This window comes from Streptomyces sp. NBC_00513, from assembly GCF_041431415.1.
Lineage (GTDB): Bacteria > Actinomycetota > Actinomycetes > Streptomycetales > Streptomycetaceae > Streptomyces.
In genome coordinates, this window is sequence record NZ_CP107845.1 from 4,184,270 (window position 1) to 4,209,618 (window position 25,349).

General features: G+C 69.1%; 31 protein-coding genes, 1 tRNA gene and 1 other RNA gene. 25 read left to right on the forward strand and 8 right to left on the reverse strand.

What is annotated here, in order from left to right; translation table 11 throughout:
• Positions 1 to 200: 200 nt before the first annotated feature.
• Positions 201 to 1,682, forward strand: a complete 1,482-nt coding sequence (locus OHA84_RS19310; protein ID WP_266970550.1) for a PucR family transcriptional regulator — start codon at positions 201 to 203, stop codon at positions 1,680 to 1,682.
• Between the two features lie 51 nt (positions 1,683 to 1,733).
• On the opposite strand, the gene OHA84_RS19315 is transcribed toward OHA84_RS19310, so the two are convergent.
• The 4 genes from OHA84_RS19315 to OHA84_RS19330 all read right to left on the reverse strand — a co-directional run bounded on the left by OHA84_RS19315 (position 1,734) and on the right by OHA84_RS19330 (position 4,100).
• Positions 1,734 to 2,129, reverse strand: coding sequence for a molybdopterin-binding protein (locus OHA84_RS19315; RefSeq protein WP_053680214.1), 396 nt, complete (start codon positions 2,127 to 2,129; stop codon positions 1,734 to 1,736).
• Positions 2,130 to 2,201: 72 nt separating this feature from the next.
• Positions 2,202 to 2,945 carry a hypothetical protein gene (locus OHA84_RS19320; RefSeq protein WP_053680216.1) on the reverse strand — a complete coding sequence of 248 codons (744 nt, stop codon included), beginning with the start codon at positions 2,943 to 2,945 and terminating at the stop codon, positions 2,202 to 2,204.
• Between the two features lie 199 nt (positions 2,946 to 3,144).
• Entirely contained in the window at positions 3,145 to 3,411 is a 267-nt protein-coding gene (locus OHA84_RS19325; RefSeq protein WP_266970547.1) for a hypothetical protein, read from the reverse strand.
• Positions 3,411 to 4,100 (reverse strand): DUF5994 family protein, encoded by a 690-nt coding sequence (locus OHA84_RS19330; RefSeq protein WP_063839565.1) that lies wholly within the window; start codon positions 4,098 to 4,100, stop codon positions 3,411 to 3,413. The genes OHA84_RS19325 and OHA84_RS19330 overlap by 1 nt, the downstream gene beginning before the upstream one ends.
• 324 nt (positions 4,101 to 4,424) lie before the next feature.
• Here OHA84_RS19330 and OHA84_RS19335 point away from each other — a divergent pair, with 324 nt between their 5' ends.
• The 4 genes from OHA84_RS19335 (at position 4,425) to OHA84_RS19350 (ending at position 9,198) form a co-directional block, all read left to right on the forward strand.
• Positions 4,425 to 4,934, forward strand: coding sequence for a DUF5994 family protein (locus OHA84_RS19335; RefSeq protein WP_266948777.1), 510 nt, complete (start codon positions 4,425 to 4,427; stop codon positions 4,932 to 4,934).
• A gap of 269 nt (positions 4,935 to 5,203) precedes the next feature.
• Positions 5,204 to 5,803: a hypothetical protein gene (locus OHA84_RS19340; RefSeq protein WP_266970545.1), complete on the forward strand. Its 600-nt coding sequence runs from the start codon at positions 5,204 to 5,206 to the stop codon at positions 5,801 to 5,803.
• A gap of 81 nt (positions 5,804 to 5,884) precedes the next feature.
• Entirely contained in the window at positions 5,885 to 6,610 is a 726-nt protein-coding gene (locus OHA84_RS19345) for an ABC transporter ATP-binding protein (protein WP_266970543.1), read from the forward strand.
• Positions 6,607 to 9,198 (forward strand): FtsX-like permease family protein, encoded by a 2,592-nt coding sequence (locus tag OHA84_RS19350; RefSeq protein WP_266970541.1) that lies wholly within the window; start codon positions 6,607 to 6,609, stop codon positions 9,196 to 9,198. Before OHA84_RS19345 ends, OHA84_RS19350 begins: the two co-directional genes overlap by 4 nt.
• 411 nt (positions 9,199 to 9,609) lie before the next feature.
• On the opposite strand, the gene OHA84_RS19355 is transcribed toward OHA84_RS19350, so the two are convergent.
• Positions 9,610 to 10,239, reverse strand: a complete 630-nt coding sequence (locus OHA84_RS19355; RefSeq protein WP_353962530.1) for a hypothetical protein — start codon at positions 10,237 to 10,239, stop codon at positions 9,610 to 9,612.
• 241 nt (positions 10,240 to 10,480) lie between these two features.
• On the opposite strand from OHA84_RS19355, the gene OHA84_RS19360 reads away from it, so the two are divergent.
• The 3 genes from OHA84_RS19360 to OHA84_RS19370 all read left to right on the forward strand — a co-directional run bounded on the left by OHA84_RS19360 (position 10,481) and on the right by OHA84_RS19370 (position 12,061).
• A complete protein-coding gene (locus OHA84_RS19360; protein ID WP_353962529.1) occupies positions 10,481 to 10,681 on the forward strand; it encodes a hypothetical protein in 201 nt (66 codons plus the stop codon).
• 352 nt (positions 10,682 to 11,033) lie between these two features.
• Positions 11,034 to 11,480 (forward strand): winged helix-turn-helix domain-containing protein, encoded by a 447-nt coding sequence (locus tag OHA84_RS19365; protein WP_266970537.1) that lies wholly within the window; start codon positions 11,034 to 11,036, stop codon positions 11,478 to 11,480.
• Between the two features lie 11 nt (positions 11,481 to 11,491).
• Positions 11,492 to 12,061 (forward strand): HD domain-containing protein, encoded by a 570-nt coding sequence (locus tag OHA84_RS19370; protein WP_266970535.1) that lies wholly within the window; start codon positions 11,492 to 11,494, stop codon positions 12,059 to 12,061.
• Here OHA84_RS19370 and OHA84_RS19375 read toward each other — a convergent pair.
• The gene (locus OHA84_RS19375; RefSeq protein WP_266970533.1) at positions 12,049 to 12,522 is read right to left on the reverse strand and encodes an NUDIX hydrolase; all 474 of its coding nucleotides are present in this window, start codon (positions 12,520 to 12,522) and stop codon (positions 12,049 to 12,051) included. The two genes, OHA84_RS19370 and OHA84_RS19375, sit on opposite strands and share 13 nt — an antisense overlap.
• Positions 12,519 to 13,289, reverse strand: a complete 771-nt coding sequence (locus tag OHA84_RS19380) for a helix-turn-helix domain-containing protein (RefSeq protein WP_266970531.1) — start codon at positions 13,287 to 13,289, stop codon at positions 12,519 to 12,521. The genes OHA84_RS19375 and OHA84_RS19380 overlap by 4 nt, the downstream gene beginning before the upstream one ends.
• Before the next feature lie 497 nt (positions 13,290 to 13,786).
• Here OHA84_RS19380 and OHA84_RS19385 point away from each other — a divergent pair, with 497 nt between their 5' ends.
• The 16 genes from OHA84_RS19385 (at position 13,787) to OHA84_RS19460 (ending at position 24,963) form a co-directional block, all read left to right on the forward strand.
• On the forward strand, positions 13,787 to 14,107 hold the full coding sequence (locus tag OHA84_RS19385) for a hypothetical protein (protein WP_266877937.1): 321 nt from the start codon (positions 13,787 to 13,789) through the stop codon (positions 14,105 to 14,107).
• A complete protein-coding gene (locus OHA84_RS19390; protein ID WP_266970529.1) occupies positions 14,104 to 14,292 on the forward strand; it encodes a hypothetical protein in 189 nt (62 codons plus the stop codon). The genes OHA84_RS19385 and OHA84_RS19390 overlap by 4 nt, the downstream gene beginning before the upstream one ends.
• The gene (locus tag OHA84_RS19395; protein WP_266970527.1) at positions 14,289 to 14,933 is read left to right on the forward strand and encodes a GGDEF domain-containing protein; all 645 of its coding nucleotides are present in this window, start codon (positions 14,289 to 14,291) and stop codon (positions 14,931 to 14,933) included. The genes OHA84_RS19390 and OHA84_RS19395 overlap by 4 nt, the downstream gene beginning before the upstream one ends.
• Complete coding sequence (locus OHA84_RS19400; protein ID WP_266970525.1) at positions 14,933 to 16,027, forward strand: conjugal transfer protein; 1,095 nt, start codon at positions 14,933 to 14,935, stop codon at positions 16,025 to 16,027. Before OHA84_RS19395 ends, OHA84_RS19400 begins: the two co-directional genes overlap by 1 nt.
• Positions 16,027 to 16,371 carry an RRQRL motif-containing zinc-binding protein gene (locus OHA84_RS19405; protein ID WP_266974036.1) on the forward strand — a complete coding sequence of 115 codons (345 nt, stop codon included), beginning with the start codon at positions 16,027 to 16,029 and terminating at the stop codon, positions 16,369 to 16,371. Before OHA84_RS19400 ends, OHA84_RS19405 begins: the two co-directional genes overlap by 1 nt.
• 26 nt (positions 16,372 to 16,397) lie before the next feature.
• The gene (locus OHA84_RS19410; protein WP_266970524.1) at positions 16,398 to 16,655 is read left to right on the forward strand and encodes a hypothetical protein; all 258 of its coding nucleotides are present in this window, start codon (positions 16,398 to 16,400) and stop codon (positions 16,653 to 16,655) included.
• 98 nt (positions 16,656 to 16,753) lie between these two features.
• Positions 16,754 to 18,910 carry a cell division protein FtsK gene (locus OHA84_RS19415; RefSeq protein WP_266970522.1) on the forward strand — a complete coding sequence of 719 codons (2,157 nt, stop codon included), beginning with the start codon at positions 16,754 to 16,756 and terminating at the stop codon, positions 18,908 to 18,910.
• 140 nt (positions 18,911 to 19,050) lie between these two features.
• Positions 19,051 to 19,332 (forward strand): hypothetical protein, encoded by a 282-nt coding sequence (locus OHA84_RS19420; RefSeq protein WP_266970520.1) that lies wholly within the window; start codon positions 19,051 to 19,053, stop codon positions 19,330 to 19,332.
• A gap of 3 nt (positions 19,333 to 19,335) precedes the next feature.
• Positions 19,336 to 19,536 carry a hypothetical protein gene (locus OHA84_RS19425; RefSeq protein ID WP_266970518.1) on the forward strand — a complete coding sequence of 67 codons (201 nt, stop codon included), beginning with the start codon at positions 19,336 to 19,338 and terminating at the stop codon, positions 19,534 to 19,536.
• Positions 19,533 to 20,132, forward strand: a complete 600-nt coding sequence (locus OHA84_RS19430) for a hypothetical protein (RefSeq protein WP_266970516.1) — start codon at positions 19,533 to 19,535, stop codon at positions 20,130 to 20,132. The genes OHA84_RS19425 and OHA84_RS19430 overlap by 4 nt, the downstream gene beginning before the upstream one ends.
• A 15-nt stretch (positions 20,133 to 20,147) precedes the next feature.
• Positions 20,148 to 20,303, forward strand: coding sequence for a hypothetical protein (locus OHA84_RS19435; protein WP_266970514.1), 156 nt, complete (start codon positions 20,148 to 20,150; stop codon positions 20,301 to 20,303).
• 2 nt (positions 20,304 to 20,305) lie between these two features.
• On the forward strand, positions 20,306 to 20,596 hold the full coding sequence (locus tag OHA84_RS19440) for a hypothetical protein (RefSeq protein ID WP_266970512.1): 291 nt from the start codon (positions 20,306 to 20,308) through the stop codon (positions 20,594 to 20,596).
• A gap of 85 nt (positions 20,597 to 20,681) precedes the next feature.
• Complete coding sequence (locus tag OHA84_RS19445) at positions 20,682 to 21,608, forward strand: bifunctional DNA primase/polymerase (RefSeq protein ID WP_266970510.1); 927 nt, start codon at positions 20,682 to 20,684, stop codon at positions 21,606 to 21,608.
• Positions 21,605 to 23,155, forward strand: a complete 1,551-nt coding sequence (locus OHA84_RS19450) for a YfjI family protein (RefSeq protein WP_266970508.1) — start codon at positions 21,605 to 21,607, stop codon at positions 23,153 to 23,155. Before OHA84_RS19445 ends, OHA84_RS19450 begins: the two co-directional genes overlap by 4 nt.
• A 272-nt stretch (positions 23,156 to 23,427) precedes the next feature.
• Entirely contained in the window at positions 23,428 to 23,652 is a 225-nt protein-coding gene (locus OHA84_RS19455; protein ID WP_266970506.1) for a helix-turn-helix domain-containing protein, read from the forward strand.
• A gap of 27 nt (positions 23,653 to 23,679) precedes the next feature.
• Positions 23,680 to 24,963, forward strand: coding sequence for a site-specific integrase (locus tag OHA84_RS19460; protein ID WP_266970504.1), 1,284 nt, complete (start codon positions 23,680 to 23,682; stop codon positions 24,961 to 24,963).
• A 63-nt stretch (positions 24,964 to 25,026) separates the two neighbouring features.
• Here the strand turns inward: OHA84_RS19460 and OHA84_RS19465 are convergent.
• Positions 25,027 to 25,114 (reverse strand) — tRNA-Ser (locus tag OHA84_RS19465).
• A gap of 130 nt (positions 25,115 to 25,244) precedes the next feature.
• Between OHA84_RS19465 and ffs the strand changes: the two genes are divergently transcribed.
• Positions 25,245 to 25,339: signal recognition particle sRNA small type (gene ffs, locus OHA84_RS19470), an RNA gene on the forward strand.
• The last annotated feature ends 10 nt before the right edge of the window (positions 25,340 to 25,349 follow it).

The window sequence follows — 25,349 nt, forward strand, 5'->3', positions numbered from 1 at the left end:
CAGGGGGTTTTCAGTCAGTGAAGCAACGCGGAAGGGGCCGGGACGACTGGTCCCGGCCACGGAAAGCAACCACCCGGAGGCAGCGCGCCCTGGAGAATCAACCAAGAGGCCGGCCGGTCTCTTGCCCTTGCATTTACGATGGGCATTCTCGTATTCGCCTGGCGAATGTGGGTTGCCGCCCACCGCAAGGAGTCCCTGCCATGCACGTCCTCGACCTGCTCCAGTCCGACAATCTCGGCCTCACCCTGCTCTGGGGCGAGGAGGCCCTTCTCGGCCAGGAGGTCAGCGGGGTCACCGCCACCGACCTGGAGGACCCCGGCCGTTTCCTCGGCCCCGGCGAACTCGTCCTGAGCGGACTCGTGTGGTGGGCGGACGGCGACCTCGCCAAGGCGGACCGTTTCGTCTCCGCCCTCGCCCACGCCGGGGCCACCGCTCTCCTCGCCGGCGAGGAGACCCACGGCAAAGTCCCCGACGAACTGGTCGCCGCCTGCCGGGCCCACCGCGTCCCCCTCGTCGCCGTCCCCGCCAAGACCAGCTTCCGTGCCGTGACCGAGGCCGTGTACCTGCGCCAATGGGGGGACCTCAGCCGCCGCCCCACCCGACTCTTCGCCCTCCCCGAGAACGTCCGCAGCGAACTCAGCCACCTCCTCGAAGGCGGCGCCGGCCCCGCCGAACTCCTCGACCGGGCCTGCGCCCACCTCGGCCGGATCGCCTGCTACCTGCTGACCGCGAGCGGCCGCACCGTCGCCCGTACGCCCTCCGCCCCCGCCATCCCGGCCCGGCGCACGACCGCCGCCCGCGGCGGCGGCTCGTCCCGGACCGGCGTCTCGTCCCGAACCGGCGTCTTCCTGCGCATCGAGTCCGACAGCTCCCCCTACGACGCCTGGCAGCTCCACGTGCCCGACGCCGACGCGGCCCCGCCCCGCGTCCTCCACGAGATCGCCGAGGTCATCGCCCAGTACCGCGACGGCCAGGCCCGCCGCGTCGCCGCCGCCCGCGCCACCGCCGAGGAACTGATCCGCGTCCTGTCCGGGGACCCCGACCCGGCCACCCTCGACGACGCGCTGACCGCCGCCGGGCTCCCGCTCGGAGGCCCGTACCGCGTCCTGACCGCCACCTCGGGCGACGCCCTCGCCGAGGCCCTGCGCCACCTCGACACCGTCCTGTCCGCGGTCGGCGACCACACCGCCGTCCTGTACGAGGACCCCTCCGCCGGACTCGACGTCCCCGACCTGCTCCGCTCGGTGTGGCCGCTCGTCCGCGCCTGCGCCGAACCGGACGTGGACCTGCGCCTCGGCGCCGGCACCCGCGCCTCCACCGCCGAGGCGCTGCGCGCGTCCCTGAACCAGTCCCGCTTCGCCCTCACCGCGGCCGACGACGACGTCCCCGTACGCGGAGTCGAGCAACTGGACACCCTCACCGAACTGCTCGCCGGGGTACCGCCCGAGGTCCGCACCGTCTTCGCGGCACGGACCCTGGGAGCACTCGGCGACGGCATGCTGCGGGAGACGCTGGAGGTGTTCCTCGCGAACAACTGCTCCTGGGCACGCACGGCGGAGGCCCTCCACCTGCACGTGAACACCGTCCACTACCGCATCGAGCGGGTCGAGACCCTGACCGGCCGGGACCTCTCGCGCCTCGACCACAAGCTCGACCTGTACGCGGCGCTGCGCTGCCGCTGACCGGGGGCTGTGGAGAGGGCCGGTGCGCGGCCCTCGTGCGGCCGGCGGGCCTCAGGGCAGGTCGATGTACACCTCGGTGGACTTCACCCGCGCCGTGACGCACACCCCCACCGCGATCCCGAGCTGCTCCACCGACTCCCGCGTGACGACCGAGACGACCCGGTGCGGACCCGACTGGATCTCCACCTGGGCCGCCACGTCGTCGACCCGCACCGCGGTGACGATCCCCGCGAAGGAGTTCCGCACCGAGGTCGCCACGGCCCCCGTGACCGGCGCCGGGCTCGCCGCCCGCTCCTTCGCGAACGCGGCGAGCGCCACCCCGTCCACCGTCCGCGTCCCATCGGACGCGCGGTGGACGGGCAGCCTTCCGGCGTCCGCCCAACGGCGGACGGTCTCGGGGCTGACACCCAGCAGGTTCGCGGCCTGACCCATGGAGTACGACGGCACGGCCGCAGCCTAGTCGGGCGGGATCCCGGCGGGGCCTCTCGCCCGGGGCTTCTCGGCCCGGGGCTTCTCGGCCTAGCGGGCGGCGCCCGCGCGGGCCGCCGCGTCGGTCTTGTACGGGGCGAAGCCGGCGTTGTCCTTGCAGCCGAGCTCCTCCCAGGTGCTGACCTTGGTCGCCGGGTCGGTGTAGGTCAGGCGGTACTTGCAAGCACCCTTGATGTAGCGGCCCTTGACCCCGCCCGGGAAGTCGATCTCCTTGTTCCAGAGGTACGGCGAGTTGTAGTTGTTCAGGTGTGCGGTGGCGTTCACGTCGATGCCGCCGGGCGCGTAGATCTCGTAGACCCAACCCGTCTTCTCGGCGCCGTAGGTCGCGAACTTCTGCGCCACCCACTTCTCGCACGTGGTGCTCAGGTGTGCGCTGTTCTGCCCGCCGCCCTTGACGATGTACTCGGCCAGCGGGGTCAACTGGTCGCCGCGCGGCGTGAATCCGGTCTTGAAGATCTCCTCGACGGTCTCCCGCGTGTCACCGCGCCACAGGGTGTTGGTGTCGCTGCGCCACTGCCAGCGCTCGTTCGCCGCGGCGGCCGCGACGGGGCGGGCGATCCTCGGGTTGGTCGTCGTACGCCACCAGTCCCAGGCGCGGTACTCGACGGTCGGCCCACAGGGCGAGGTCAGGTCGTCGACGAGCGCCCCGGGCGCGGCGGACGCCGGGAGCGCGACGGGCGCGAGCGGCGTCGCGTGCGCGGCGACGGCCGGGGACGCGGCTGCGGCGGAGACGAGGGAGACGGCGGCGAGGACCCGGAGAGCGGCCTTCAACATGGTGGGAAGCCCATCAGTCGATCAACATGACGGGCCCTGTTATAGGCGCGACGATCCGTCTCTCCCGGGTACGGTCCGGCCGATCCACCCACTCGGGTGGAACAGTCGTACTGGGGAAAGGATCCGCCTCACGCCGGCGACGACACCGATGGCCGTGCCGCCTCTGCTCCCCGCCCCCTCCCCGCTCTCCCCTCCGCCGTCAGATCTCGTCGGCGTGCGCGCCGGTACCGGCGCCCCTGAGCGGCCTGCTCGTGCTCAACCAGGGCCGCTCCGGCCCGGCCACGGCATCGGTGTCCACCGTGAGGTGCAGACGCGTGCCGCCCTCCGGGGCCGGATAGCTGCGCTGCTCCGTGGCGCCGAAGAAGTGACGCAGGACCTCGGCGACCGCGCGGGCCGCCTCGGGGGAGGCGGCGACGATCCGGACCTCGGCGCGCCCGGTCGTCGGCGGGCATTCGGTACGGGCCATCAGGACGTCCGGCCCGACCCGCCGGCCGCGGCCATGCCGGCGGCCGTACCCAGCGGGATGGCCTCCACGGGCATCACGGGCAACCCCGGACGCCGCACGCGAGGGCTCGCGTGCGGGTCACCGAGCGGCTCCCCGAAGGGCGACATGCACGCTCCGCCCTCGGTCTCCCAGGTGACCTCCCAGTCCGCCTCCCGGCGCTGCGCCTCGCGCACACCGCGCCCGATGACGGCCTCGTTGGCCATCAGGGTGCCGGCGCTCAGCATGCTGCCCGGGAGCGCGGCCGCCGCCAGCAGCCGGGCCGCCGAGGCGGGCGCGGTCTCGGGCGGGATCACCAACAGGTCCCACCGGCCGACGGTGAAGGACAGCAGGATCAACTTGTCGGGATCCTGCTCCACGAACCGGCCTACGTGAACGATCCGCCCCGCGACGTCCACCCTCGGAGGGACGACCGGCCAGTGCGTCGGATTCACGGTGACGCGGGTGATCCGCCCCCACAGCTCGTCGAGCGCCGCCATCAGGGGCGGGAGTTCGACGGCCAGGTCACGGGAATGGGGCCACCACGCCCCGTCCAGGGCGGTGACCAGCGAGGACCGCGGGGCCAGACGCAGCCGCGCCGCCAGCGCGAGCGCCGGCGCGAGGTCGTGATGCGTGGTCCGTCCGAGGGGCATGCCTGCCAGGGTCGTGTTCATGACGCGAACCGTCCCCCGGGCCACCCGTCGGCAGCCCGGCGTCTCGTGATCGCCGGAAACGACACTCGCCTGCGGCCGGTGTACGAAAAGCTCCCGGTCCTTCGACTGTACTCCCGTACGACGCCCCGGGAACCTCCCACGACCAGGCACTTTCCCCGCCCGCACGCCTCCTCGCCCACCCGTCCGGCCGCCCGTCGGGCCCCTGCGGGGAACACGCCCCCGGAGTACCGTTGAACCACGAAGCCAGCGCCCGACCGGCGACGACACCGCCCTGCGGTACGCCCGACGGTCGAGCACGGCCTCCCCCCGAGACGGGCGAACCACATGGCCGACTCCGAGATCCACCACCACTACGAGCTGCTTCTCCCGGACGAGATCCACCACACGGTGAAGCCCGGCACGGCGCTGCTCCGACTGGAGACCACGCACACCCGTGACGGCGTGCTGGACGGCGCGTGGTGGCCCCGTTCGAGCGACCCCCTGGCCGAGCTGCCCGAACTGATCTCGGTACTGACCGGCCACCTCGGCCCGATCTCCCGCATCGGCCTGGACGCCTCGACCTGGCAGGACATCCCGACCCGCCTGGTCGTCGACGGCCACGTCGTGCACCTCGTCTCCGACCCGGTCGGAGACGACACCGTCCTCATCACCCGCGGCGAGAACGACCACTTCGCGCTCCTGGTCGTCCCCCCGAACACCCGGCCCGCCGCCGCCCGCACCGCGATGGCCCGAGCGGTCCGCGCCGACAACACCACCCCCGCGACCCAGATCCTCATGGCCGTAACCATCGAAGCCCCCACCCCGGAGGACGACGAACCGGCCCCGGCCGCCTGACGCCCACCCGCCGAAACGGGTCCTGCCTCAGCGGCACCGCTCGGTCGCTCCGGTGGTTGCCGCCGATCTCGCCGCGCCCCGCAACGAGGCCCCTGTCCCCAGGATCTGGCCAAGCTCCCGCCCGCAATGCCGAGGGAGAGGGTGTCGGAATCGCGGCATCCTCGGACCTTGGGCGTATCTGCTCTGAACCGCCGGCTGCTCTGCGACTACGTCGGTGCAGGTAGTCGATATACGGCACCCGGACGCCGAGAAACGGGTGATCGGTATCCGTGGAAGACGTGATCGGCCATGATCGGCCTCCATTGCCCATCGCGTTCGCAATGATCTGGCGGGGTGTCGCTTGCCTCGGTCGCAACTTTCCAGCCGTTCCCTGGGGATTGCGCGTGGCCTATGCCCGAAACCGCCACTCTGTCACCAGAGAGCGCCAAGACGTCGAGGGTGGCGTGATCTACGGTTCCTCCGCCGCTTTTCGGGCGGTTGAGTGCTTGCTGCACGACCGAAGATCTGTTTCCGACCAGCTTCCCGAGGGGGAACATCTCGTGTTACGAGGCAAGCTCGCACGCAAGGCAGGGGCGCTCGGCATCAGTGTCATCGCATTCGCCGGGGTGGCGGCCGCAGCGCCGGCCCAGGGGGCGCCGACCGGTGCCAACACGGTGTACGCCGACTGTTCAGTGGGCGCGTACGGCAAGAACTCGGACGGCGTGTGGATCTCCTGTGGTGACGTCGTGGGCGGTGAGGCTCGTGGCCGCGGCGACTGCACAGGCGCGCCGGACATCTACACCAGTTGGGTGACGGGCTGGCAGTCATCCCAGAACGGGTGGTGCTGGTTCAGCATGCGGGGCGCCATCATGGAGACCCGCGCCTCCTAGTTCCCGACCGCAACCGCAGCTCACCGCGGGGCGCTCCGCGATGACAACTCCGCAGATCCCAAGAGAGGTTGTTTCCGGAACATGCGCACCGCGGTTTCCACTGCACCCCAAGCCGGAGGGCCGCTCGAACCGGTCCTCCGGCTTGAGGGCGTTCACAAGATATACGGGGCGGGCGAGACGCGTCATGTGGCGCTGGATGCCGTCACTGTCGACTTTCACGCCGGGACGCTGGCCGCAGTGGTCGGTCACAGTGGCTCGGGGAAGTCCACACTGCTCAACATCGCGGGTGGTCTGGAGCAGGCAACGTCCGGGACCGTCACGCTCGCCGGGCATGTCCTGACCAGGATGGGGCCCGCCGAGCTGACCCGGACCCGGGCCGGTTTCGTGGCGTACGTCTTCCAGGAGTACAACCTGATCCGCACCATGACGGTGCTGGAGAACGTCTGCCTTCCGATGGAACTGTCGGGGATGCCGCGGAAAGAGGCGCGCGAGAAGGCAGTTGAGGCGTTGGAGCGGACGGGGGTCCCCCGGCACACCCGGAAGTTCCCGGATCAGTTGTCCGGCGGCGAGCAGCAACGGGTTGCCATTGCCCGGGCCATCGCCGACCATCGGCCGCTGGTGTTGGCCGACGAGCCCACCGGGGCCCTGGACTCGGCGAACGGCGAGCACGTCATCGGGTTGCTGCGGGAGGTCGCGGACAGTGGCGTCGCCTGCGTGATCGCCACCCACAACCCGGAGGTGACGGCCGCAGCGGACCAGGTGGTCCGTCTGCAGGACGGCCGTATCGTCGCGGCAGGTGCCCCTTGAGCCGCGTCAGTCACCGTCGCTTGGCGTGGGTGCTCGGCTGGCGGCTGGCGAGCCGCAGCCGGTTGCGCACGCTCCTCGTCTGCCTGGCCATCGCCCTGCCCGTCGCCGCCGGCTCGGCGGTGGCCGCGTTGAGCGCCACCTCCCGTGTCTCGATCAGCGAGGCCAGGGCCGTCGCGTACGGCTCGGCCGACGGGCGGATCAGCACGCTCTCCGGCGAGCAGAAGGAGAACGCGACCGACCCGACCGCTTCCACCGCGCAGGTGGCAGCACTGTTACCCGGCGGCACACGCCTCGCCTATGACATCGACGTCATCGGGCTCGTGCTGCGAGGCCCGGAAGGACAGCAGAGCACCGTCGACGGACGGGCGGTCGACCTGGCTGATCCGCTCACTGCCGGCCTGTACCGCACGGACCGTGGTGCTCCTTCCACCCAGGACGGGACCATCGTGTTGTCGTCCGCGCTGGCGAAGGCGGTTGGCGTCACGGCCGTCGGCCGGCAGGTCTCGGTGGGCGAGACCCGGTTCACGGTCTCGGGCCTGGTATCCGACCGCAACGACCTGAGTCACCGGCTGTTCGCCCTGCCGCCGGGCGGAGCGCGGACCACCGCAGCGCTGGCGGCGGCCAAGGACGTGGGGAGCCCTCGATGGTTCGTGGGCCTGCCGCCGCAAGCCGACCTGTCCTCGGCGTCCGGAAAGTTGAAGAGCGCCGGTTACGCCTACACTCCCGGCAGCCAAGCCTCGGCCATCGCCGAGCAGAGCGACGCCACGGATTCCACCGCCCTGCTCGTCGGATTCGGGCTGCTGGCAGAGATCAGCCTCCTGGTGACCGCGGCTTTCGCCGTCGTCGTACGCAGTCAGCGCCGGCACATGGGTCTGCTGGCCGCCCTCGGCGCCCCGGCCCAAGTGAGTTCGGCTTTCTTCCGCACGCACGCGCTGTGCGTGTCCGTACTGGGATCCTTCGTCGGCGTCGGGGTCGGGCAGGGCACGGCCCATGTGGTCGCGCCTGTACTGGCTGAGCGCGCGGGCGCCGACTGGGGGGCAGTGGACGGCGCGTGGCTCACGTCGTTGATCCTCGTCGTGACGGCCGTGGCCGTCACGGTCGTCGTATCGACGCTGCCCGCGCGTGCGGCCCTGAAGGAACATCCCACCGCTCTCCTGAAGGCGGTTCCGCCGGTTCACGGCAATCGACGGTTGCGTCTGCGCACGGCTGCTTCCGGCTGCCTCGTGGCGGCGACGGTTACCGGTCTGGCCGCAGCGGTGGCAGGTGCCGGGGCCCTGACCGCAGTCCTGGGGGTCGCGGTCTTCATCCTGGGTATCACGGGCACGGCCATGTCCCTGTCCGCGGCGGCCACTCGCCGCGCGGACACCGCGTACCTGCCCCTGCCCACACTGCTGCGGTCCGCCCTGAGGTCACTGCTCGCCTTTCCCGTCCGCGCCGCCACCACGCTGATCGCGCTGGGTGTCGTGGCCGCCGTTTCCACCACGGTCCTCGTGGCCTCGGCCTCCGTGGCCCAGAAGCAGCGGGACGACTATCAGGCGTCGCTGCCGCAGAACGCCGCTCTCCTCGTGACCCCTCGTGCTCTCAGCGATGCGGAGCGGGCTGCGCTGAGGGGCTCCGCCGGGGCTGCCGAGGTGTCGACCAGTTACAAGCGCGCGGCCATCGGGCGAGACGGGAAGCAGGTCGCGGTATCCCCTCGGACGGACTTCCTCGGCTGCATCAGTGACCGCGGGCTGTTGAAGTACGGCCAGAACGACTGGCACTCCTGCTACGCGGCCTCGGCCTCGCAGATCCCCTTTCCGACGGTCGGGATCGCGGATGCCGCAGCCGCGCAGGTTCTGGCCGGGGCCATGACGGACGAGCAGCGTAGCCGGTACGAGAGGGGGGAGGCGGCCGTCGCGGTCACCCCGACCGGACTGAAGGACACCGTGGACCTGGTGGCCCAGGCCCGTAAGAAGGACGGCTTCCTCCTCGAGATGACGGCGACGCTGTCCCTGATTCGATTGCGGAGCACCGGAGGCGAGGAGTACCAACAGCTCCCCGCGGTCCTGGTCAGCCCGGCAGGAGCACGGAAGTCGAAGATCATCCCTGTTGGCCCCGACACCTACCTCCTCCACGGCGACTCCAAACTCAAGCAGCAGGAGGTCCTCCGCGGCCTTCCTGCGGACACGCAAGCGGACTCGACTGTCGCAGTGGAGTCCGGGCCCTCGGTCGTCAGCGCGGTCCAGAGGCTCCAGCCGATCGTGGCAGCCATCTCAGCGCTGACAACGATGGTGATCGTCGCCGCAATGGTCAGCCTCTGGACCTCCGACCTCAGGGGCGAGTACCAGATGCTCGGCGCGGTGGGCGCCGGCGCCTGGTGGCGCCGTCGGCTGGCCTCCTCCATGTCCGCCTTGCTGATCGTGGCGAGCGGCATCATCGGAACCGGATGGGGCATTGCGGCTTCCGTGGCCTTCCTCACCGGAATGGAGACCGACATCTCCATTCCCGCGGGATGGCTGGCCCTCACCGTCGTCGCGGCCGTGGTCACAGCCGCCGTCGTGGGAGGAGCGCTGGTACCCCGTCACGCCCGAGCGCAGCGGCAAGCCTGATCCAGGTCGCAGCCACCTGGTGCGGGTGGGAAACGATGGCCAGGACAACGAGGGCTGAGGAACGCGAAGAGCCCCACCGCAAGCGGTGGGGCTCTTCAACGTATTGCCCGGTGAGAGCAATGGCGGAGGATACGAGATTCGAACTCGTGAGGGGTTGCCCCCAACACGCTTTCCAACTGTGCGCACCCCCATCCGGAGCCGTTCAGGAGGGTACACGGGGCATGTGAGCCGGGGGGCCTGTACGACGCTGAACGCTGACGACCGGCTGCGTACTGGACAAAGAAGTGGACAAGGGGTGGGTGTGCTTTGAGGCTCGTCCAGAGGGCGTGTGGCCGCGATGTTTGCCGACATGGATGGCAGCCGGCTGGTGTCGCGTGGCCGCCGAGGGACCCAGCTGATCGGGTTCCGGGGTCAAGCCTCGCCGCGGTCGTCCATCTGCTTCCACCGATCCACGACGGGACCGAATCCACCAAGCATGCGCAAGTCCGTGTCCGTCACCGTCTCCTCAATCACGATTTTACCCAGAATTGTCTTGCTGAAGGGTGCCAGTAGAGAGATGCACCTGCCGTCACGAGTAAGGGCCGCGACGGTCAACACCTCCTGTCGATCCTTCCTGTCGCGCGGTGGAATGATCGCGCCCTGTGAGTCTCGTACTTCGTCGGGGGCCCACCACGCTTCAGCAACGAAAGCGATCCCATCCGCCCGAAGAGATTCGACGCGATCCGCGAGCCGGTGAAACGTGAGCAGCTTGCCGGCCTGGTCGGCGAAATTCGGCGATAGCATATCTATAACCTTGCCATCTCGGTAAAACCAGACCATGTGCATGTGACGCTTATCTTTCGCGAGTACGATGCGGGCAGTCTCCATGAGCTGCGGAGCTGCCTCAATCGGATCGGAAGCCGTTACTTTGAAGTCTCCGTACCGCTTTTTCGCTTTGACGACGCGACTCTCCTCTCGGGCAACCTCATAGGTGATCTCTCGGATGCCCGAGCCGTCGCTCAAGTCGAGGTGTTCCTGTCGAGCGTTGGAATTGATGTCCATGCAAACCAAGGGTGCGACATCGATTTTGGGGACAACGCAGGAAGGGTCTCGCACGTCAAGTGCGCAGAGAGGCACAGATGCTGCTTCGTGCGCGGAGTGGAGAAGCTTGCAAAGCTCTATGTAAACCTCCCTGGTCGCTTGGAGGAGTTCATAGTCCGGCAGGGCCTTATCGACCCAACGACGGGATAGCGAGAGCACGCCCACCCGAGGGTTTCCGGGATCGGAGAAGAGAATTGCCATCATGTCGCGCGACGACAGGCGTGGAGGGAACGTGAGGGTTCGCTCTCGCTTCACCCCCCAGTCGGCGACCCAGCGAATCTTGAATTCGCTCAGCAGGTCTAGGTCTGATTCCTTCACGACCCGGTTTCTCGATTTAACTGCCCAGCGCATCAGCGGCTTGGGGCCGACCGTTTTCACGAAATGGTTGTACCATTCGTCGTAGCCGGTCAGCTCTAGCTTCTGCTTCTGCACCATGAACGTTACGTTCCGCATGGCTTGAATCAATGAATTCAAGTGCATGCGAAAGACATCCGGTTCCATGTAGGAATCCGCCATCGCGTGCCACATTGCATGGCAATCCATGAGCCTCTTATGGGCTGACGGCATGGGGCAAATTTGGGCGTCGGTCACATAAAGAGAATAACGCCTGCCTTGATGGGGTTGAGTTGATTTATCTTTTCTGGCGTTAAGTTATAATTTGTTTGCTTATCTGTCCTTGCTCGCATCCCCGGTCGAGCGGCAGAGCAGCGTGGCACCCTTGGCAGCGAGCAACGGTGAGAGCGAGAGGAGCCCACGTGTCGGAGGCCAGTCCGCGCGGAACCTACCTGGGTATTTCGGAGGCACTGCGCAGGGGAATCGAAGAGGGCGAGATCGTTGACGCGCTGCCGTCTGAGGCTGATCTCGTCAGCCTGCACGGGGTCTCCCGCAACACGATCCGCCGCGCGCTGAAGGTCCTCGAAGCCGAGGGGGTGCTTCAGTCCGCGCCCGGCAAGGGCTGGAGCGTCTCACGGGGTGGCGACCGGCGATCCCTCGTGGAGCGGATGACTGACGTGATCGCAGAGGATTCGCTTGCGATCGGTGACGTCTACCCGTCCGAGGCCAAGCTCTGCGAGCGCTTCGACGTCTCCCGCACGGCCGTGCGCCGTGCCATTGCCCAGATGGAGGGAACAGGCTTGCTCGACACTGTCCACGGCAAGGGGCGCACCGTACGCGCCCTCCCCACTCAGACCGGCCGGCCGTAGCCTTGGCCGTCATGGGACTGACTACGTGGGCGTACTCGCTCTCCGAATCGCTGCTGTCCGATCCGCTGCCGCGCCGTTGGGTGCACTCGCTCGGGGTCGCCGAGCGCGCTCGCTCCCTGGGCCCGATCCTCAGCGCCGATGCGGAGCTGCTGGAGGCAGCCGCGGTGCTCCATGACATCGGCTACTCGCCGAGCCTCGCCACCACCGGCTTCCACCCGCTGGACGGGGCCCGGTTCCTCCGGGACCAGGAGGGCGCGGACGAACGGGTTGTCCGCCTCGTGGCCCATCACTCCTGCGCCCTCTTGGAGGCCGAGGAGCGAGGGCTGCGGCACGAGCTGGAGAGCGAGTTCGAGCTAGAGCGCCCCGACCTCGTGGACGCGCTCCTGTTCTGCGACATGACGACTACGCCGGACGGGCTCCACACCACGCCGGCGCGGCGGCTGGCCGAGATCGTGGAGCGGTACGGGCCGGACACGATCGTCGGCCGCTTCATCCAGCGGGCAGCACCGGAGATCCATGCGGCTGCGGAGCGGGTGGAGTCCCGCATGGCCAAGGTGGCCGCCGGAGATCAGCCGATGTAGGGCTCAGACCGCGAGTCGTCCAGGCCGTGCTGGATGCGCAGCCTCATGGACGGGTGGATGTCCAGGTCGTCGAGGTCCGCCGGATCCATCCAGCGGACCTCTTTCGACTCGCTGCTCGTCCGAAGTGAACCGCCGGTCGGGTGGGCGCGGAAGCAGATCGAGAACTGCTGCCGCACCTCGCCGTCGTCGTACGCGAGCACGTGCTGAGGGTCGGTGTAGAGCCCCGAGATGCCGTCGATCTCGACCGTGATCCCCGTTTCCTCCTCCACCTCCCGCACGACCGTGTCGCCGATGCTCTCGCCGATGTCGTGGCCGCCTCCGGGGAGCGCCCACAGGTCGTTGTCGGTCTTGTGGATGATGAGCAGCCGTCCGGCATCGTCACGGACGACCGCGGTGACCGAGGGGACCACGGAGTTGGCGGCCGGCGCGTTGGGGTCTCGGAAGTAGTCGATTCGGCTCATGCGTGCGGACCTCTGAAGTCGACGGGAGATGCGATGGGCCTGGCCGTTTCCCAGACCCGTTCGATGCTTTCAGCGTACGCATCGAACAGTTCGCCCCCAGGCACCCGCTGGATGTGCAGGACCGGGGCCATGTACGCGCCGACCCCGTACAGGTGGCCGTTGGCCAGCATCTCGTCATCAGCTCGGTAGATCGAGTTGTAGAGGGTCGTGGCGTGCAGCCTGAACTCGACCCCCGGGAGTCCGAAGAGAGGCCCGTAGTTGACGAGGGCGTTCCGAACCTTGCTGGCCATGGCGGGGCCGATGCCCTCATCAGCACCGCGCACCGCGACAGCCGGGCTCTCCGGTTCGCCGAGCATGAAGCGGATGGAGACGCCGGCCGCTGACTTCTCCTTCACGACCTGGTGGAACGCGGAGTCTTCGGTCAGCCAGAAGCCGGAGTAGACGAGCACGTCGAAGTGCTCCTTCGCCTTCGCGTAGAGCTGCGGCCACAAGCGGTTCGGTACGACGGAGCGGTGCGGATACAGCTTGATCAGCTCTGCGTTCCCTGCCTCTGTGACCTCGGCAGATGTCCGTTCCTCCGGCCAGAGGTAGGACATCTCGCACTGGAGCAGTGAGGCGGCGGCGTACTGAAAGCGCCGGTAGGGCTTGCGCTTTGGGTCGCCGATCCAGCGCTCCACCGTCTTCGCCGACACCCCTAGGCGTGCGCCGACTTGATCGAGCGTCAGGCCGCTCTCAATGATCGCGCCGCGCAGTCGTTCGTTGGCCATGCCGTGATCTCCCCCCTGGGACGACTTGGTGCGACTTCACCCTAGCGAAGTCGTCCACAAGTCGTACATGTGCGAGGTCGATCGTCTTCGGTCCTGAGGCCAATCTGTAAGCAGATCGAGCGAGGGACTCGCAGAACCCCAAAAAGCCGAAGGGCTTGACGGAGCGAATCCTTCTCTGCAAGATGAGGAACACGTAATACATGTTCCTCATGGAACGCCCGGAGGAAAGCCCGCAGGGGTGAGTACGAAGGCCGCGTCCGTTGCTTGAGAACTGAAGAGGGTGCCGGTCCAGCCACATGCACACGTGTGGTCGATGGGCCGTGTGATCGGAGGGCCTCGCCCTCCGTGTTGCTCCGATGGTCGTAGGCCAGGTTCGACTCCTGGCCGGAGCGCGGGCCCCGTCGTTTGGGGCTCTCTGTGCAACCAGCCGTGGGCGGTCCCCTCTCTCCAAAGACCGCGACCGCCCCGGCTCCCTTCGCTGATCAGGAGAGATCCACATGCGTTCGTACATCGGTAACCACCAGATCGTGAACCCTGCCGAGTTCGAAGAGCTGGCGCTCGGCTTCGATGAACTGCCCCTGGGGCTGGACCGGGACCTGTTCCGGGGCCCGCTGACCCCGGAGACGGCCCAGGAGCGTGCGGCCCGTGAGGCGGTGGCCCGCGAGGTCATCGCGGAGCTGGCCGCGCTGGGCGAGGGCGGGGACGAGATCGCCGCGTGGGACGCGCTCTACGCCGACGCGCTCACCCGTACCGTCCCGTTCCTGCGGGGCGCCGCCCGTGACGCCGGCCGTTCCTCCTGGATGGGGGAAGCGGCATGAGCGTCCGATCGATGCAGGACCTGCACCGGGTGCTGATCTGGCTCGGTTCGCTGGCCGTCGTGAGCTGCACCGTGAGCGCTGTGGCGGTGCACGAGGGCTGGCTCCTCGGGGTGGCCGCGCTCGGTTTCGGAGTCCAGCACATCGGCTGGTCGCTTCACCGGCGCCGGATCGGCGGTGCGGCATGAGCCACACCATGGCGGCCCTGTCCGCCGCGCTTCCTCTGGCGTCCGGCTGGTCGGTTCACAGCCTGTGGATGCGGCGCCGGATCGAGACGGCCCGCCGCGACCCGCTGACCGGGCTGTGGACGCGGGACCCCTTCGAGGAGCGGGCCCGCAAGAGCCTGGCCCGAGGGTGCCAGCGCGCCGTACTCGTCTTGGACCTCAACCGGTTCAAGGAGATCAACGACACCCTCGGCCACGCGGCCGGTGACGCGGTCATCCGAGAGACCGGGCAGCGCCTGGGCCGTTGGGCCGAGGAGCACGCCGGCATTGCTGGGCGCCTGGGTGGGGACGAGTTCGCCGCCCTGATCCCCGGCTACGGCATCGACAAGCTGCGCGCCGACCTGTTCATGCTGACCGGCCGACTTGGCCAGCCGGTGCCGTTCGAGGGGCGCCCGATCGATGTGAGCTCCTCGATTGGGGCCGCCTACTACCGCACCGGAAACGGTGACCTCTCCACCCTGTTGCGCCGCGCTGATGAGCAGATGTACCGGGCCAAGCAGCGCGGGGGAGGCTGGCGCATCGCGCACCGGCTGAGCGTCCCCGAGGTGGGCACGGTCAACGGCCGCCGCGATGGCCGCCGTGGCACGAGCGGGGTGGCGGCGTGATGGCGACCCGCAATGCACTGAGCAAGGCGCAGAAGATCGTGCTGACGGCCGCGTTCGTGCCCATGTTCGCCACCGGGGTTGCCGGTGGGGTCGGGACCTACAGCAACATCAGCCGCGCCTACGGCTCCGGCACGGCGCTGGGTGCGGTGGCGGCCGGTGAGGGTGCGACCGCCGTTCTCGCGCTGGTGCTCCTCGGGCTGACGATGCTGGGTCAGTCCTCCCCGGGGATCATCCGGATCGGCTTGTGGGCTCTGCCGGCCGCCGCTTCGGTCATGGCCGCGATGGCCGCCGATGACCCGGGCCGCACGGTCATCTACGCCGTGACCCCGATGGGCATGTGCGTCGCGGCCGAGGGCATGGCTTTCTTGGCCCGGCGAATCGTCGTCCACCAGGACGGACGCGACATGGAGGCCGAGGCGAAGGCGGCAGCCGTGGTGCAGGCTCTGGCCTACCACCGGGCCCGCGCGGCGAACCACCCGCAGTCGAGGGTGCGGAAGTCGTCCGACCGGACTTCTTGGCGGCTGGCCCGGAGGGTTGGGCTGGGGGACGCCTCGTTGGGTGCCCGGCTCCTGGACGTCCAGCGCGAGCGGCTCACTCATGGCGCGGACGCCGCCCTCGCGGCCATGTTCATCACTCCCACAAACCAGGATGAAACGACAGAGTTCACCGTAAATCGGTTGGGGTGTGACCTGCGGGAGTCGGCCGCCGAGGCACCGACCGCGACGGCCGAACTCATGGCCGCCGAGTCGGCCGACCCGGTACCGACCATCGAGCCGGTAGCGCTGACGGAGTCGGTTCCGGTAGTCGAGCCGGTCGAGCTTCCCCAGTCGGCTCCGGTGAAGGCAGTGGCAGCGGCGGAGTCGGCTCCGCGTCGGGCGACTGGGAGGGTGCCGAAGTCGGCCCGGACGCCCCGACCGACGCGCGATTCGGATGAGCTGCTGGATGAGGCCCGGTCGGTCACGGCCAACTGGTCCGATGGCGAGCTGACCGCCGAGGCGATCCGCAAGGCGGTCCGTACGTCGTCCGCCAGGGGCCGTCTGCTGCGCGACACGCTGAAGGCCGAGCGCGCCGCGGCTGAAGTGACGGCCGCGTGATGTCCGGGCCCGGCATACCCATCTATTCATGGCGGCTCGCCCCGGACGGGCTGGCCACGCGCCGTCAACTCCGCGCGGCCGGCCTGCGCCCCGGCGGACAGGACGTCGTGGCCCAGATTGAGCGACCGCGCTACCGGCGGGCGCCGCTGACCGCCTACCTGTACCGCGTCGACCTGGCCAAGCCTGTCCGGCCCATGACCCCGGCCAAGTGGGACGCGCTCGCCCTGGCGATGCTCGCCCGCCGCACCTGCCCCCAGTGCTCCACCGACGCCGGATACGTCATCCCGGCCTCGCTCGGCATGTGCGTGCCCTGCGCCTACCCCGAAGAACAGCGCGCCGCCTGACTACGACCTGACCTAGGAGATCAGTCATGGGCTACGCCCACTACATCGTCCACCGCGACGGCGAAAGGATCGAAGCCGGATACGACGTGCAGGCGGTCTGTGAAGAGCCTGCCTGCACCGAACCCATCGACTGCGGACTCGCCTACCTCTGCGGGGAGATCCCCGGCGGAGACGAGTACGGCTGCGGCGGCTACTTCTGCGGCAGCCACCTCTTTATCGGCCCCGGCCCGCACCTGGGCGACCTCTGCGCCCGCTGCCTCGAAACGGCTCGGACCACTGCCTGACCTCGCACAGCTTCTGCTCAGCGGGGCCCGGACGCCTCGCCGTCCAAGCGTCGTCCGGGCCCCTTCCACCCCACTCGGTATGAGGGAGCAGACCCACCGTGTCTGATGTCCATGTCACTGACCAGAGCGAGGACCTGGAGCGCCCCGGCGCCGAGGTCTTCGACATCACCACCAAGCGCCCCACCATCCCGACCCCGGCAGGTCCGCCGGCCGATCGGTACGACGACGATGAGGAAGAGTCGCCGCGGTCGCGGCCGGTCGACTCCAAGGACCTGCCGGCGCCGGGCATCACGACCTACAAGCGGCTGCCGATCATCCCTTCCTGGCTGAAGTCGAAGCCGGGGTTCGTCTCCACCAGCCAGCGCGCCACGAGCAACGCGTTCTACGCCACCGCCTTCCACGGGATCCGCACCCCTTGGTACGCGCTTCAGCTCGGGAGGCTCGCCCCGCGCGGCGTGGCCCGGCTGGTCCGCGACACCAACGCGTGGGTGTGGGACGCCGAGGCGGCCCCGCTCCGCGCGTACGAGGTCTACAAGGAGAACACCGCCGAGTACCTGAAGCTGTCGCGGCAGCGTGACAGCCGGGTGCGGCTGCGGACGCTGGTCACCGTGGTGGGGCTCATCTTCGGTACCGGGTTCGCGCTGACCATGTACGTCATGGCGCCCGGCTGGCTCGCCGTGTTTGCGTCGGCCGCCGTGCTCGCCGCCGGTTTCTGGGGCGCCCCGAAGGATCAGCCGGTGATCGGCCCGGCCGTGCTGAAGACGGAGCTGGAGAAGCTCACGGGGATGCTCGTGCTCCGGGCGCTGGACAACATCGGCAACGCGAAGCTGTCGGCCGCCATCAAGAAGGGCGGCGACATGAATGGCCTGCGCTTCACCTCGGAGATCACCCGGGACGGGCCCGGCTACCGCGCCGACCTGGACCTCCCGTGGGGTGTCACCCCGGAGGACATCATGGAGGCCCGCAAGCCGCTCGCCTCCGGCCTGCGCCGCAAGGTCGGATCCGTGTGGCCGTCCTCCGACCCGACCGAGCACGAAGGGCGCCTGGTCCTGTGGGTGGGCGACAAGCCCATGAACGAGACCAAGAAGCCCGCCTGGCCGCTGCTGAAGTCCGGGCAGGTGGACCTGTTCAAGCCGGTCGTCTTCGGCAACGACCAGCGCATGGCGGACGTCGCCGTCACCCTGATGTTCGCCTCCGTGGTCGTCGGCTCCATCCCGCGCATGGGCAAGACGTTCCTGATGCGCCTGTTCTTGCTCATCGCCGCTCTGGACCCGCGCGCTCAGCTCTACGCGTTCGACTTCAAGGGCACCGGTGACTTCGGCGCGCTGGAGCCGGTCTGCCACCGCTACCGGGCAGGGGATGAGGACGAGGACATCCTCTACGTCCTCGAATCGCTGCGGGAGCTGCGGGCCGAGCTGCGGCGACGGGCGAAGGTCATCAAGTCGCTGCCGCGCTCGCGCTGCCCGGAGTCGAAGGTCACTGCCGAGCTGGCCAACGACAAGAGCCTGGGCCTGCACCCGATCGTTGCCGGATTCGATGAGTGCCAGGTCCCCTTCGAGCACGAGAAGTACGGCAAGGAACTCGAAGAGATCTGCACCGACCTGTGCAAGCGTGGCCCGGCCCTCGGCATGGTGACGCTCTTCGGGACCCAGCGCCCCGACGCGAAGTCGCTGCCCACCGGCATCTCCGCGAACGCGGTGCTGCGGTTCTGCCTGAAGGTCATGGGCCAGCCCGCCAACGACATGGTGCTGGGGACCTCGATGTACAAGGCCGGGTACCGGGCCACGATGTTCTCCCGCACCGACCGGGGCATCTGCTGGATGGCCGGTGAAGGAGACGACCCGCGCATCGTCGCCTCCGCGTTCGTCGACGCGGTGGCCGCCGAACAGGTCGTCGGTCGGGCCCGCCGGATGCGCGAGGAGTACGGCAACGTCACCGGCCACGCCATCGGCCAGGAACCCGAGAGCGGGGAAGCCTCCTTCGACCTCCTCGCCGACATCCTCCGCGTGGTGCCGGCCGATGAGGAGAAGGTCTGGAACGAGAAGGTCGCCGCCCGCCTCGCCTCGCTCCGGCCCGAGGTCTACAGCGGCTGGAAGGCCGAGACGGTCACCACGAACCTCAAGCCGCACGGCATCACCGCCCAGGACGTCTGGGGCTCCACCACCGCAGGCAAGGGCACCACCCGACGCGGCATCGTCCGGGCCGACATCACGGGCGCCATCACCCTCCGTGACGGAAAGCGCTCCGGGAGCTGACTCGCACCGCTGCTAGACCTAGCGGCCATCGCTGCTAGGTCTAGCACCCCCGCTAGCACCCCGAATCGGCTCCCATCAGCGATCTCGCACCTAGCAGCCGACCTGCGAAAACACCGGAAACCCCGCCCGGAGGGCACCCCATGACCCCCATCCTCCTTGCTAGCGCCTGCCTACTCGTCATCACTCTCGGTTACGTCAGCGTGTGCGCGTCCTCGCCGTTCGGCACCTGCCGCAAGTGCAAGGGCTTCGGCTACGCGATGAAGACCGACCGCAAGGGACGCCTCAAGCGCGGCAAGCACTGCCGCCGCTGCGACGGCCACGGCAAGCGCATCCGCGTCGGCCGCCACCTCTACAACCTGTGGCTCCGCCTCTACCGCGACGCCAACCCCGCCCCCCGCAAGACGTTCGCCCCGAAGGGATAACCCATGGCCATCACCGTCTCGCTCGTCGCCCTGTTCGGACTGGTCCTGTTCTTCCTCCTCCGCTCCAAGACCCTCGGCTACGGCTCCGCGTTCATCGCCATGATGTTCGGCTTCTTCCTCGCCTCCACCGGAGCCTCCGGCCCCATCAACGAACTCACCACCGCTGTCGTCAACGCCGTCACGGACCTGGGGAGCCAGTCATGAACGAGCCGCTCACCTACCGGCACTGGGCCCTCGATCTCGCCCCTAAGGCAGCCCCCGCGCTGGCCACGACGACCGTGCTCATCCTGGGCCGGATCTGGAACGCCAACGGCGCCGAACACTCCGTCGGAAACGCGGCGCTGATGGTCGTCCTCGCCGCCGGAGCCGCGGCGGCCGGCGCCTTCTCCTCCGGCAACCACGTGGGTGGCAGCGTGATCGCCGGAACCGCGTTCGCCGCATCCGGTGGCCTGGTCCTGGCCGGAGTCGCCGGATACGCCGATGGCCTCTCCCTCCCGATCCTGCTGTGGGCTCTGGCCACCGCCGTCGCCTACGGACTCGCCGCTCGCTACTGGCGCACCGACCGCCGCGAGGAAGTCGCACACGAACGCCAGGCCCTCGGCCGGCGCGAAGTCCACGCCCACGTTGAGCGCGTGGAAGCCCTGCGGGCTGGAGCCCAGATCGAGGTGGCCCGCTCCGGCGCCATCTACGCCGAGCAGCTCGCCAACGCCCTCATCACTCGCGCTGGCCTTCCCGGCTTCAACCCGCAGGCCATCACCAACGCGGGCCTGCCCGAACTGCCCGCCAAGCACGACCACTGACCTAAGGAGCACCGCATGGACATCGACCCCTTCGAGGTCGTGACCCTCGCAATGACCTGGGACGGCCTGGACCAGCCCTACACCCAGAAGGTCACCCGGCTCCAGCTGGGCGAACTGCTGCTTCAGGTAGACGACATGGCCGTACAGACCGAAGCCGAACAGGAGAACTGACCATGAGCACGAGCCCCACCCTGAGCACCACGCAGCACCCCACGATGCACACGCAGGTCGACGGTCTCAGCTACAGGCCCGAGCGCGTCAGCGTGATCGCGGCCCTGTCCCACATCCGCAGCGCCCGCAAGAGCCCCAAGAACGTGGACGCGGTCAACGTCTACGCCTTCACCGGCCGCGACGGCATCCCGCTCCACGTGGTCTACATCCACCACACCCCGGGCCGCTGGCACGGAGTCAAGGACGTCATCGACGTCTACGAGATCCCCACCGCCGCGCTCACCGACCTGTAGCTGTGCCCGGGGCGGTCGCCTCTCTCCAAAGACCGCGACCGCCCCGGCTCGCCCAGTCCCTTCGCAGAAACAGGAGCACCCCAGCATGACACCAACCCCCGCCCCGACGCTGCTGCGCGCCGCGCTGGCCGCCGCAGAACGCGGCTGGCCCGTCTTCCCCCTGCGCCCCGGGGACAAGCGGCCCGCAGGACACCCCGAACGCAACTGCCCCCGTACGGGCCGCTGCGCGGACGGCCACCGCACCCCCGAACAGCGCGCCACCCTCGACCCCGGGAGCATCACCGCGTGCTGGCAGGCGGCCCCGTACAACGTCGGCATCGCCACCGGGCCCGCCGGACTCCTGGTCGTGGACCTCGACATCCCCAAGGACGACGACGGACCCGCGCCCCAGGAATGGGCCGGGGCCACGGACGGTCTGGACGTCTTCGCGATGATCTGCGAGCGCGCTGGCGAGCGGATGCCGACCGAGACGTTCACGGTGCGCACCCGCCGTGGAGGACAGCACTTGTACTTCACCGCCCCTACCGAAAAGCAGCTACGTGGGAGCGCAGGGCGCCTGGGCTGGAAGGTCGACACGCGAGCCTGGGGCGGGTACGTGGTCGCGGCCGGCAGCAGGGTCGGTACGGGCTCGTACGAGATCATTCACGATGCGCCCCCGGCTGCTCTCCCCACGTGGCTCGGTGACCTCCTCACCACACCGCCCGCACCTGCCCCGGTCCCCGTGGCCGTTCTCCGCTCCCGGATCGGGAAGGCGGACCGGTACGCGACGGCCGCTCTGAAGGGTGAGGTCGCCAAGGTCGCGGCTGCTGTCACCGGCGCTCAGAACACGACGCTCTACAACGCCGCGTACGCCCTCGGCAGGCTCATCGCCGCAGGGACCCTCACCGAGGACGAGGTGACCGACGCGCTCACCGCCGCCGCGCCGGAGGGGCTCGCTCCTTCCCGCGTCGCGGCGAGCATCCGCGACGGCATCCACCGCAGCGCCCGCAACACCCTGGGAGGGGTGGCATGACCACACAGCCCGTGGACAGCTCGGAGCTGTGGGCGGGCTTCGAGGCTCTGGACGCTCAGGAGGCAGCGGCTGCGCCGTGGGAGGAGCCGATCCCGCTCACCGCCCGCCGTGAACTGCCGGCGTTCCCCACCGAGGTCTTCCCGGCCTGGCTGGGCGACTACGTGCGCGCGGTCGCGGAGGAGACGCAGACACCCGTGGACATGGCCGCCTCCCTCGCGCTCGCCGTGCTCGGCACCGCTGCCGGGGGCCGCGCCGTGGTCCACGTCCGCAGCCGGTGGCGCGAGCCCGTGAACGTGTTCGTGGTCGTGGCCCTGCCGCCGGGCAACCGCAAGTCCGCCGTGTTCAACCTGATGGCCGACCCGCTGTACCGCTGCGAAGCGCTGCTGGTCACGCAGTCCGCCGGGCGGATCGTGGAGGCGGAGATCACCGCCAGGCTCGCCAGGGAGGTCGCGGACAACGCGGCGGCCAAAGCGGCCCGCGCCGACGCGGACAAGCGCGACCAGCTCGTGGCTGAGGCCATCGGGCTCGCTCAGGCCGCCGAGGCGGTCACGGTGCCCGCCAAGCCCCGTCTGCTGGCCGATGACGCCACCCCGGAGGTCATCGCCTCACTGCTGGCCGAACAGGGCGGCAGGCTCTCCGTGATGTCCGCCGAGGGCGGCATCTTCGACATCATCGCGGGACGCTACTCCGGCACCCCCAACCTGGATGTCTTCCTACGGGGGCAGGCAGGCGACCGGCTGAGGGTGGACCGCCGGGGCCGTGAAGAGTTCATCGAATCCCCTGCCCTGACCATGGGCCTCACTGTGCAGCCCTCCGTCCTTGAGGACATCGGCCGCATCAAGGGAGCCAACGACCGTGGCCTGTTGGCCAGGTTCTTCTACTCCCTGCCGACCTCGCTCGTCGGGCACCGCACGATCCTGCCCGACCCGATCCCGGACGCGGTGGCCACCACCTACGAGGAGAACATCACCGCCCTGACCATGTCCCTGGCCGACTGGACGGACCCGGCGGTACTTCAGCTCTCCCCTGAAGCGGGCGACGTCCTCGTCGCGTTCGAGGAGCGCCAGGAACCGCGGCTGCGGCCCCGTGGGGGCGACCTCGCTCACGTCGGAAACTGGGCCAACAAGCTGGGCGGCGCAACCTGCCGCCTGGCCGGGCTGCTCCACCTCGCCGCCCACCCCACCAACGGGCACACCGAGCCCGTCAGCGCGGACACCATGCGCGCGGCGGTGAAGCTGATCGACTACTTCACCGGTCACGCGCTGGTGGTCTTCGACCTCATGGGCGCCGACCACACCGCCAACCGAGCCCATGCCGTGCTGGAGCTGCTGCGCACCCAGCAGTGGAGCGAGGTCAGCAAGCGCGACCTCATGGTGAAGCTCTCCCGCTCCGAGTTCCCCACGGTCGCTGATCTGGACCCCGCGCTGGAGCTGCTGGACGACCACGGGTTCATCCGCTGCCAGCCCGTCCAACGCACCGGAGGTCGGGGCCGGCCGCCGTCCCCGCGCTACCTCATCCACCCCCAGCTGAGCGACCCGACCGTCTGACCCCCGCCACAGAAACCACAGAATCACAGAAATAGCCGCATCCTGCCTCTGAGCTGCACAAACACCGCCAGGGACGGTAAGAGGACCGTCGCCACAGAAACCCACGGAAGTCCCACACAAATACCCGCCCACCCCCGGGCCCTTATTTCTGTGGGACTTCCTGCGGTTTCTGTGGCGGACCACCCCCAGGGGGGTTCTCGCAGGTCAGACCCCCTGCCCCGGGTTTCTGTGTATTTCGTGGTTTCTGTGGCGGGCCGCCAAGGAGCGAGCCCATGCATGACGCCCATGACGCCGTGTCCCACGCGGCAGATCCAACGCTGGTGCTGCTGACCGTCGAGGAAGCCGCCCGCCGCCTCCGCGTCGGCAGAACCACCTGCTTCGCGCTGATCCGCACTGGCGCGCTGGAGTCCGTGCTGATCGGTGGACTCCGCAGGGTCCCGGTCGATGCGCCGGCCGAGTACGTGACCCGCCTCCGCACCCACCAACACGCGGCTTGACGGCCCACCTGAGACAGGAGTCTGCCTGTGGCAGAGAAGAGCAAGAAGGGCACCCGCCGCGCCAACGGCGAAACCGCGATCTACTTCGGAAAGGACGGACGCTGGCACGCCAGGGTGCCGATGGGCTACCGGGACAACGGCGAGCCGTACCGGAGGCACATCACCCGGCTTACGGAGGATCTCCTCATGGAGGAGGTCAAGCGGCTGGAGAAGCAGCGTGACCAGGGGACTGCCCAGCAGCCCGGGAAGCTGTGGACGGTCGAGAAGTGGCTGTGGCACTGGGTCGAGAACATCGCCAAGGAATCCGTCAGCGAGAACACCTACGACGGATACGAGGTGGCCGTTCGGGTGCACCTCGTGCCCGGTATCGGCAGGCACCGGATTGACCGCCTGGAGCCGGAACACCTGGAGAGCCTCTACCGCCTGATGAAGTCGAAGGGCAGCAAGCCCGCCACGGCGCACCAGGCCCACCGGACCGCGCGCACGGCCCTCGGCGAGGCGGTAAGGCGCGGCCACGCGGCGAAGAACGCCGCCGCGCTGGCCAAGCCGCCACGCGTGGAGGAGGCCGAAGACGAGATCGAGCCCTATTCGGTCGAGGAGATCCAGAGCCTGCTGATCGAGGTGAACAAGCGCCGCAACAGCGCCCGCTGGATGCTCGCCCTCGCGCTCGGCCTGCGGCAGGGGGAGACGCTGGGGCTCCGGTGGGCCGACGTGGACCTGGAGAACGAGTACCTGAAGCTGCGCCGGAACCGGCTGCGGCCGAAGTACGCGCACGGATGCAAGGAAGCCGATCCGTGCGGCCGGAAGGCCGGGTACTGCCCCCTGCGCAGCCAGGTGCGGCGGGAGACCAAGAACACCAAGTCGCGCGCTGGGCGCCGTGCGGTGCCCCTGCCAGGGCCTCTGGTCCGGATGCTCCGGGCTCACAAGGAGGTGCAGGCCCGCGAGCGGAAGGCGGCCGGCGACCTGTGGACTGAGTCCGAGTACGTGTTCACCAAGCCGCTCGGCGGTCCGCTCAGCCCGAACACGGACTACCACGACTGGAAGAAGCTCATCGGAGACGCGGGGGTGAGGGACGCGCGTCTCCACGACGCACGGCACACCGCCGCGACCGTGCTCATGCTGCTCGGGGTTCCGGACAGGGTCATCGACCAGATCATGGGCTGGGAAGCGGGGACCTCTTCCCGGATGCGCGCGCGGTACCTGCACGTGCCCGACGCCATGCTGAAGGACGTGGCCCAGAAGATCGGGGAGGCCATCTGGGGCCCTTCGCAGAAGGTCCTTGTGGACAAAGACCAGGACAACGAGACCTGAGGAACGACGAAGAGCCCCACCGCAAGCGGTGGGGCTCTTCGACGTATTGCCCGGTGAGAGCAATGGCGGAGGATACGAGATTCGAACTCGTGAGGGGTTGCCCCCAACACGCTTTCCAAGCGTGCGCCCTAGGCCACTAGGCGAATCCTCCGGGGCAAACAATACAAGACGTTCAGGGGTGCTCGCGAACGTGATCGTCGGGCGGTGGACCGGGACGGATCCGGAACCGCCCCGGAACCGACCAGGGTCGATTCCGGGGCGCTTCATCGGCTAGGGTGGGGCCAGCCCCTCACGTGGCGCTATCTCACCCAACTCCCCCAGGGCCGGAAGGCAGCAAGGGTAAGTGGGCTCTGGCGGGTGCGTGGGGGGCGTTTTGCGTTCCGGGG

Bases quoted from the DNA above. Each gene is read 5' to 3' on its own strand.
- OHA84_RS19385 (WP_266877937.1), top strand. From the start codon at position 13,787: ATGCGTTCGTACATCGGTAACCACCAGATCGTGAACCCTGCCGAGTTC.
- OHA84_RS19425 (WP_266970518.1), top strand. From the start codon at position 19,336: ATGGCCATCACCGTCTCGCTCGTCGCCCTGTTCGGACTGGTCCTGTTC.
- OHA84_RS19420 (WP_266970520.1), top strand. From the start codon at position 19,051: ATGACCCCCATCCTCCTTGCTAGCGCCTGCCTACTCGTCATCACTCTC.
- OHA84_RS19400 (WP_266970525.1), top strand. From the start codon at position 14,933: ATGGCGACCCGCAATGCACTGAGCAAGGCGCAGAAGATCGTGCTGACG.
- OHA84_RS19325 (WP_266970547.1), bottom strand. From the start codon at position 3,411: ATGGCCCGTACCGAATGCCCGCCGACGACCGGGCGCGCCGAGGTCCGG.
- OHA84_RS19335 (WP_266948777.1), top strand. From the start codon at position 4,425: ATGGCCGACTCCGAGATCCACCACCACTACGAGCTGCTTCTCCCGGAC.
- OHA84_RS19405 (WP_266974036.1), top strand. From the start codon at position 16,027: ATGTCCGGGCCCGGCATACCCATCTATTCATGGCGGCTCGCCCCGGAC.
- OHA84_RS19450 (WP_266970508.1), top strand. From the start codon at position 21,605: ATGACCACACAGCCCGTGGACAGCTCGGAGCTGTGGGCGGGCTTCGAG.
- OHA84_RS19395 (WP_266970527.1), top strand. From the start codon at position 14,289: ATGAGCCACACCATGGCGGCCCTGTCCGCCGCGCTTCCTCTGGCGTCC.
- OHA84_RS19380 (WP_266970531.1), bottom strand. From the start codon at position 13,289: ATGGCCAACGAACGACTGCGCGGCGCGATCATTGAGAGCGGCCTGACG.
- OHA84_RS19330 (WP_063839565.1), bottom strand. From the start codon at position 4,100: ATGAACACGACCCTGGCAGGCATGCCCCTCGGACGGACCACGCATCAC.
- OHA84_RS19410 (WP_266970524.1), top strand. From the start codon at position 16,398: ATGGGCTACGCCCACTACATCGTCCACCGCGACGGCGAAAGGATCGAA.
- OHA84_RS19390 (WP_266970529.1), top strand. From the start codon at position 14,104: ATGAGCGTCCGATCGATGCAGGACCTGCACCGGGTGCTGATCTGGCTC.
- OHA84_RS19345 (WP_266970543.1), top strand. From the start codon at position 5,885: ATGCGCACCGCGGTTTCCACTGCACCCCAAGCCGGAGGGCCGCTCGAA.
- OHA84_RS19440 (WP_266970512.1), top strand. From the start codon at position 20,306: ATGAGCACGAGCCCCACCCTGAGCACCACGCAGCACCCCACGATGCAC.
- OHA84_RS19375 (WP_266970533.1), bottom strand. From the start codon at position 12,522: ATGAGCCGAATCGACTACTTCCGAGACCCCAACGCGCCGGCCGCCAAC.
- OHA84_RS19355 (WP_353962530.1), bottom strand. From the start codon at position 10,239: ATGGACATCAATTCCAACGCTCGACAGGAACACCTCGACTTGAGCGAC.
- OHA84_RS19360 (WP_353962529.1), top strand. From the start codon at position 10,481: ATGTCGCGCGACGACAGGCGTGGAGGGAACGTGAGGGTTCGCTCTCGC.
- OHA84_RS19430 (WP_266970516.1), top strand. From the start codon at position 19,533: ATGAACGAGCCGCTCACCTACCGGCACTGGGCCCTCGATCTCGCCCCT.
- OHA84_RS19310 (WP_266970550.1), top strand. From the start codon at position 201: ATGCACGTCCTCGACCTGCTCCAGTCCGACAATCTCGGCCTCACCCTG.
- OHA84_RS19370 (WP_266970535.1), top strand. From the start codon at position 11,492: ATGGGACTGACTACGTGGGCGTACTCGCTCTCCGAATCGCTGCTGTCC.
- OHA84_RS19445 (WP_266970510.1), top strand. From the start codon at position 20,682: ATGACACCAACCCCCGCCCCGACGCTGCTGCGCGCCGCGCTGGCCGCC.
- OHA84_RS19320 (WP_053680216.1), bottom strand. From the start codon at position 2,945: ATGTTGAAGGCCGCTCTCCGGGTCCTCGCCGCCGTCTCCCTCGTCTCC.
- OHA84_RS19435 (WP_266970514.1), top strand. From the start codon at position 20,148: ATGGACATCGACCCCTTCGAGGTCGTGACCCTCGCAATGACCTGGGAC.
- OHA84_RS19455 (WP_266970506.1), top strand. From the start codon at position 23,428: ATGCATGACGCCCATGACGCCGTGTCCCACGCGGCAGATCCAACGCTG.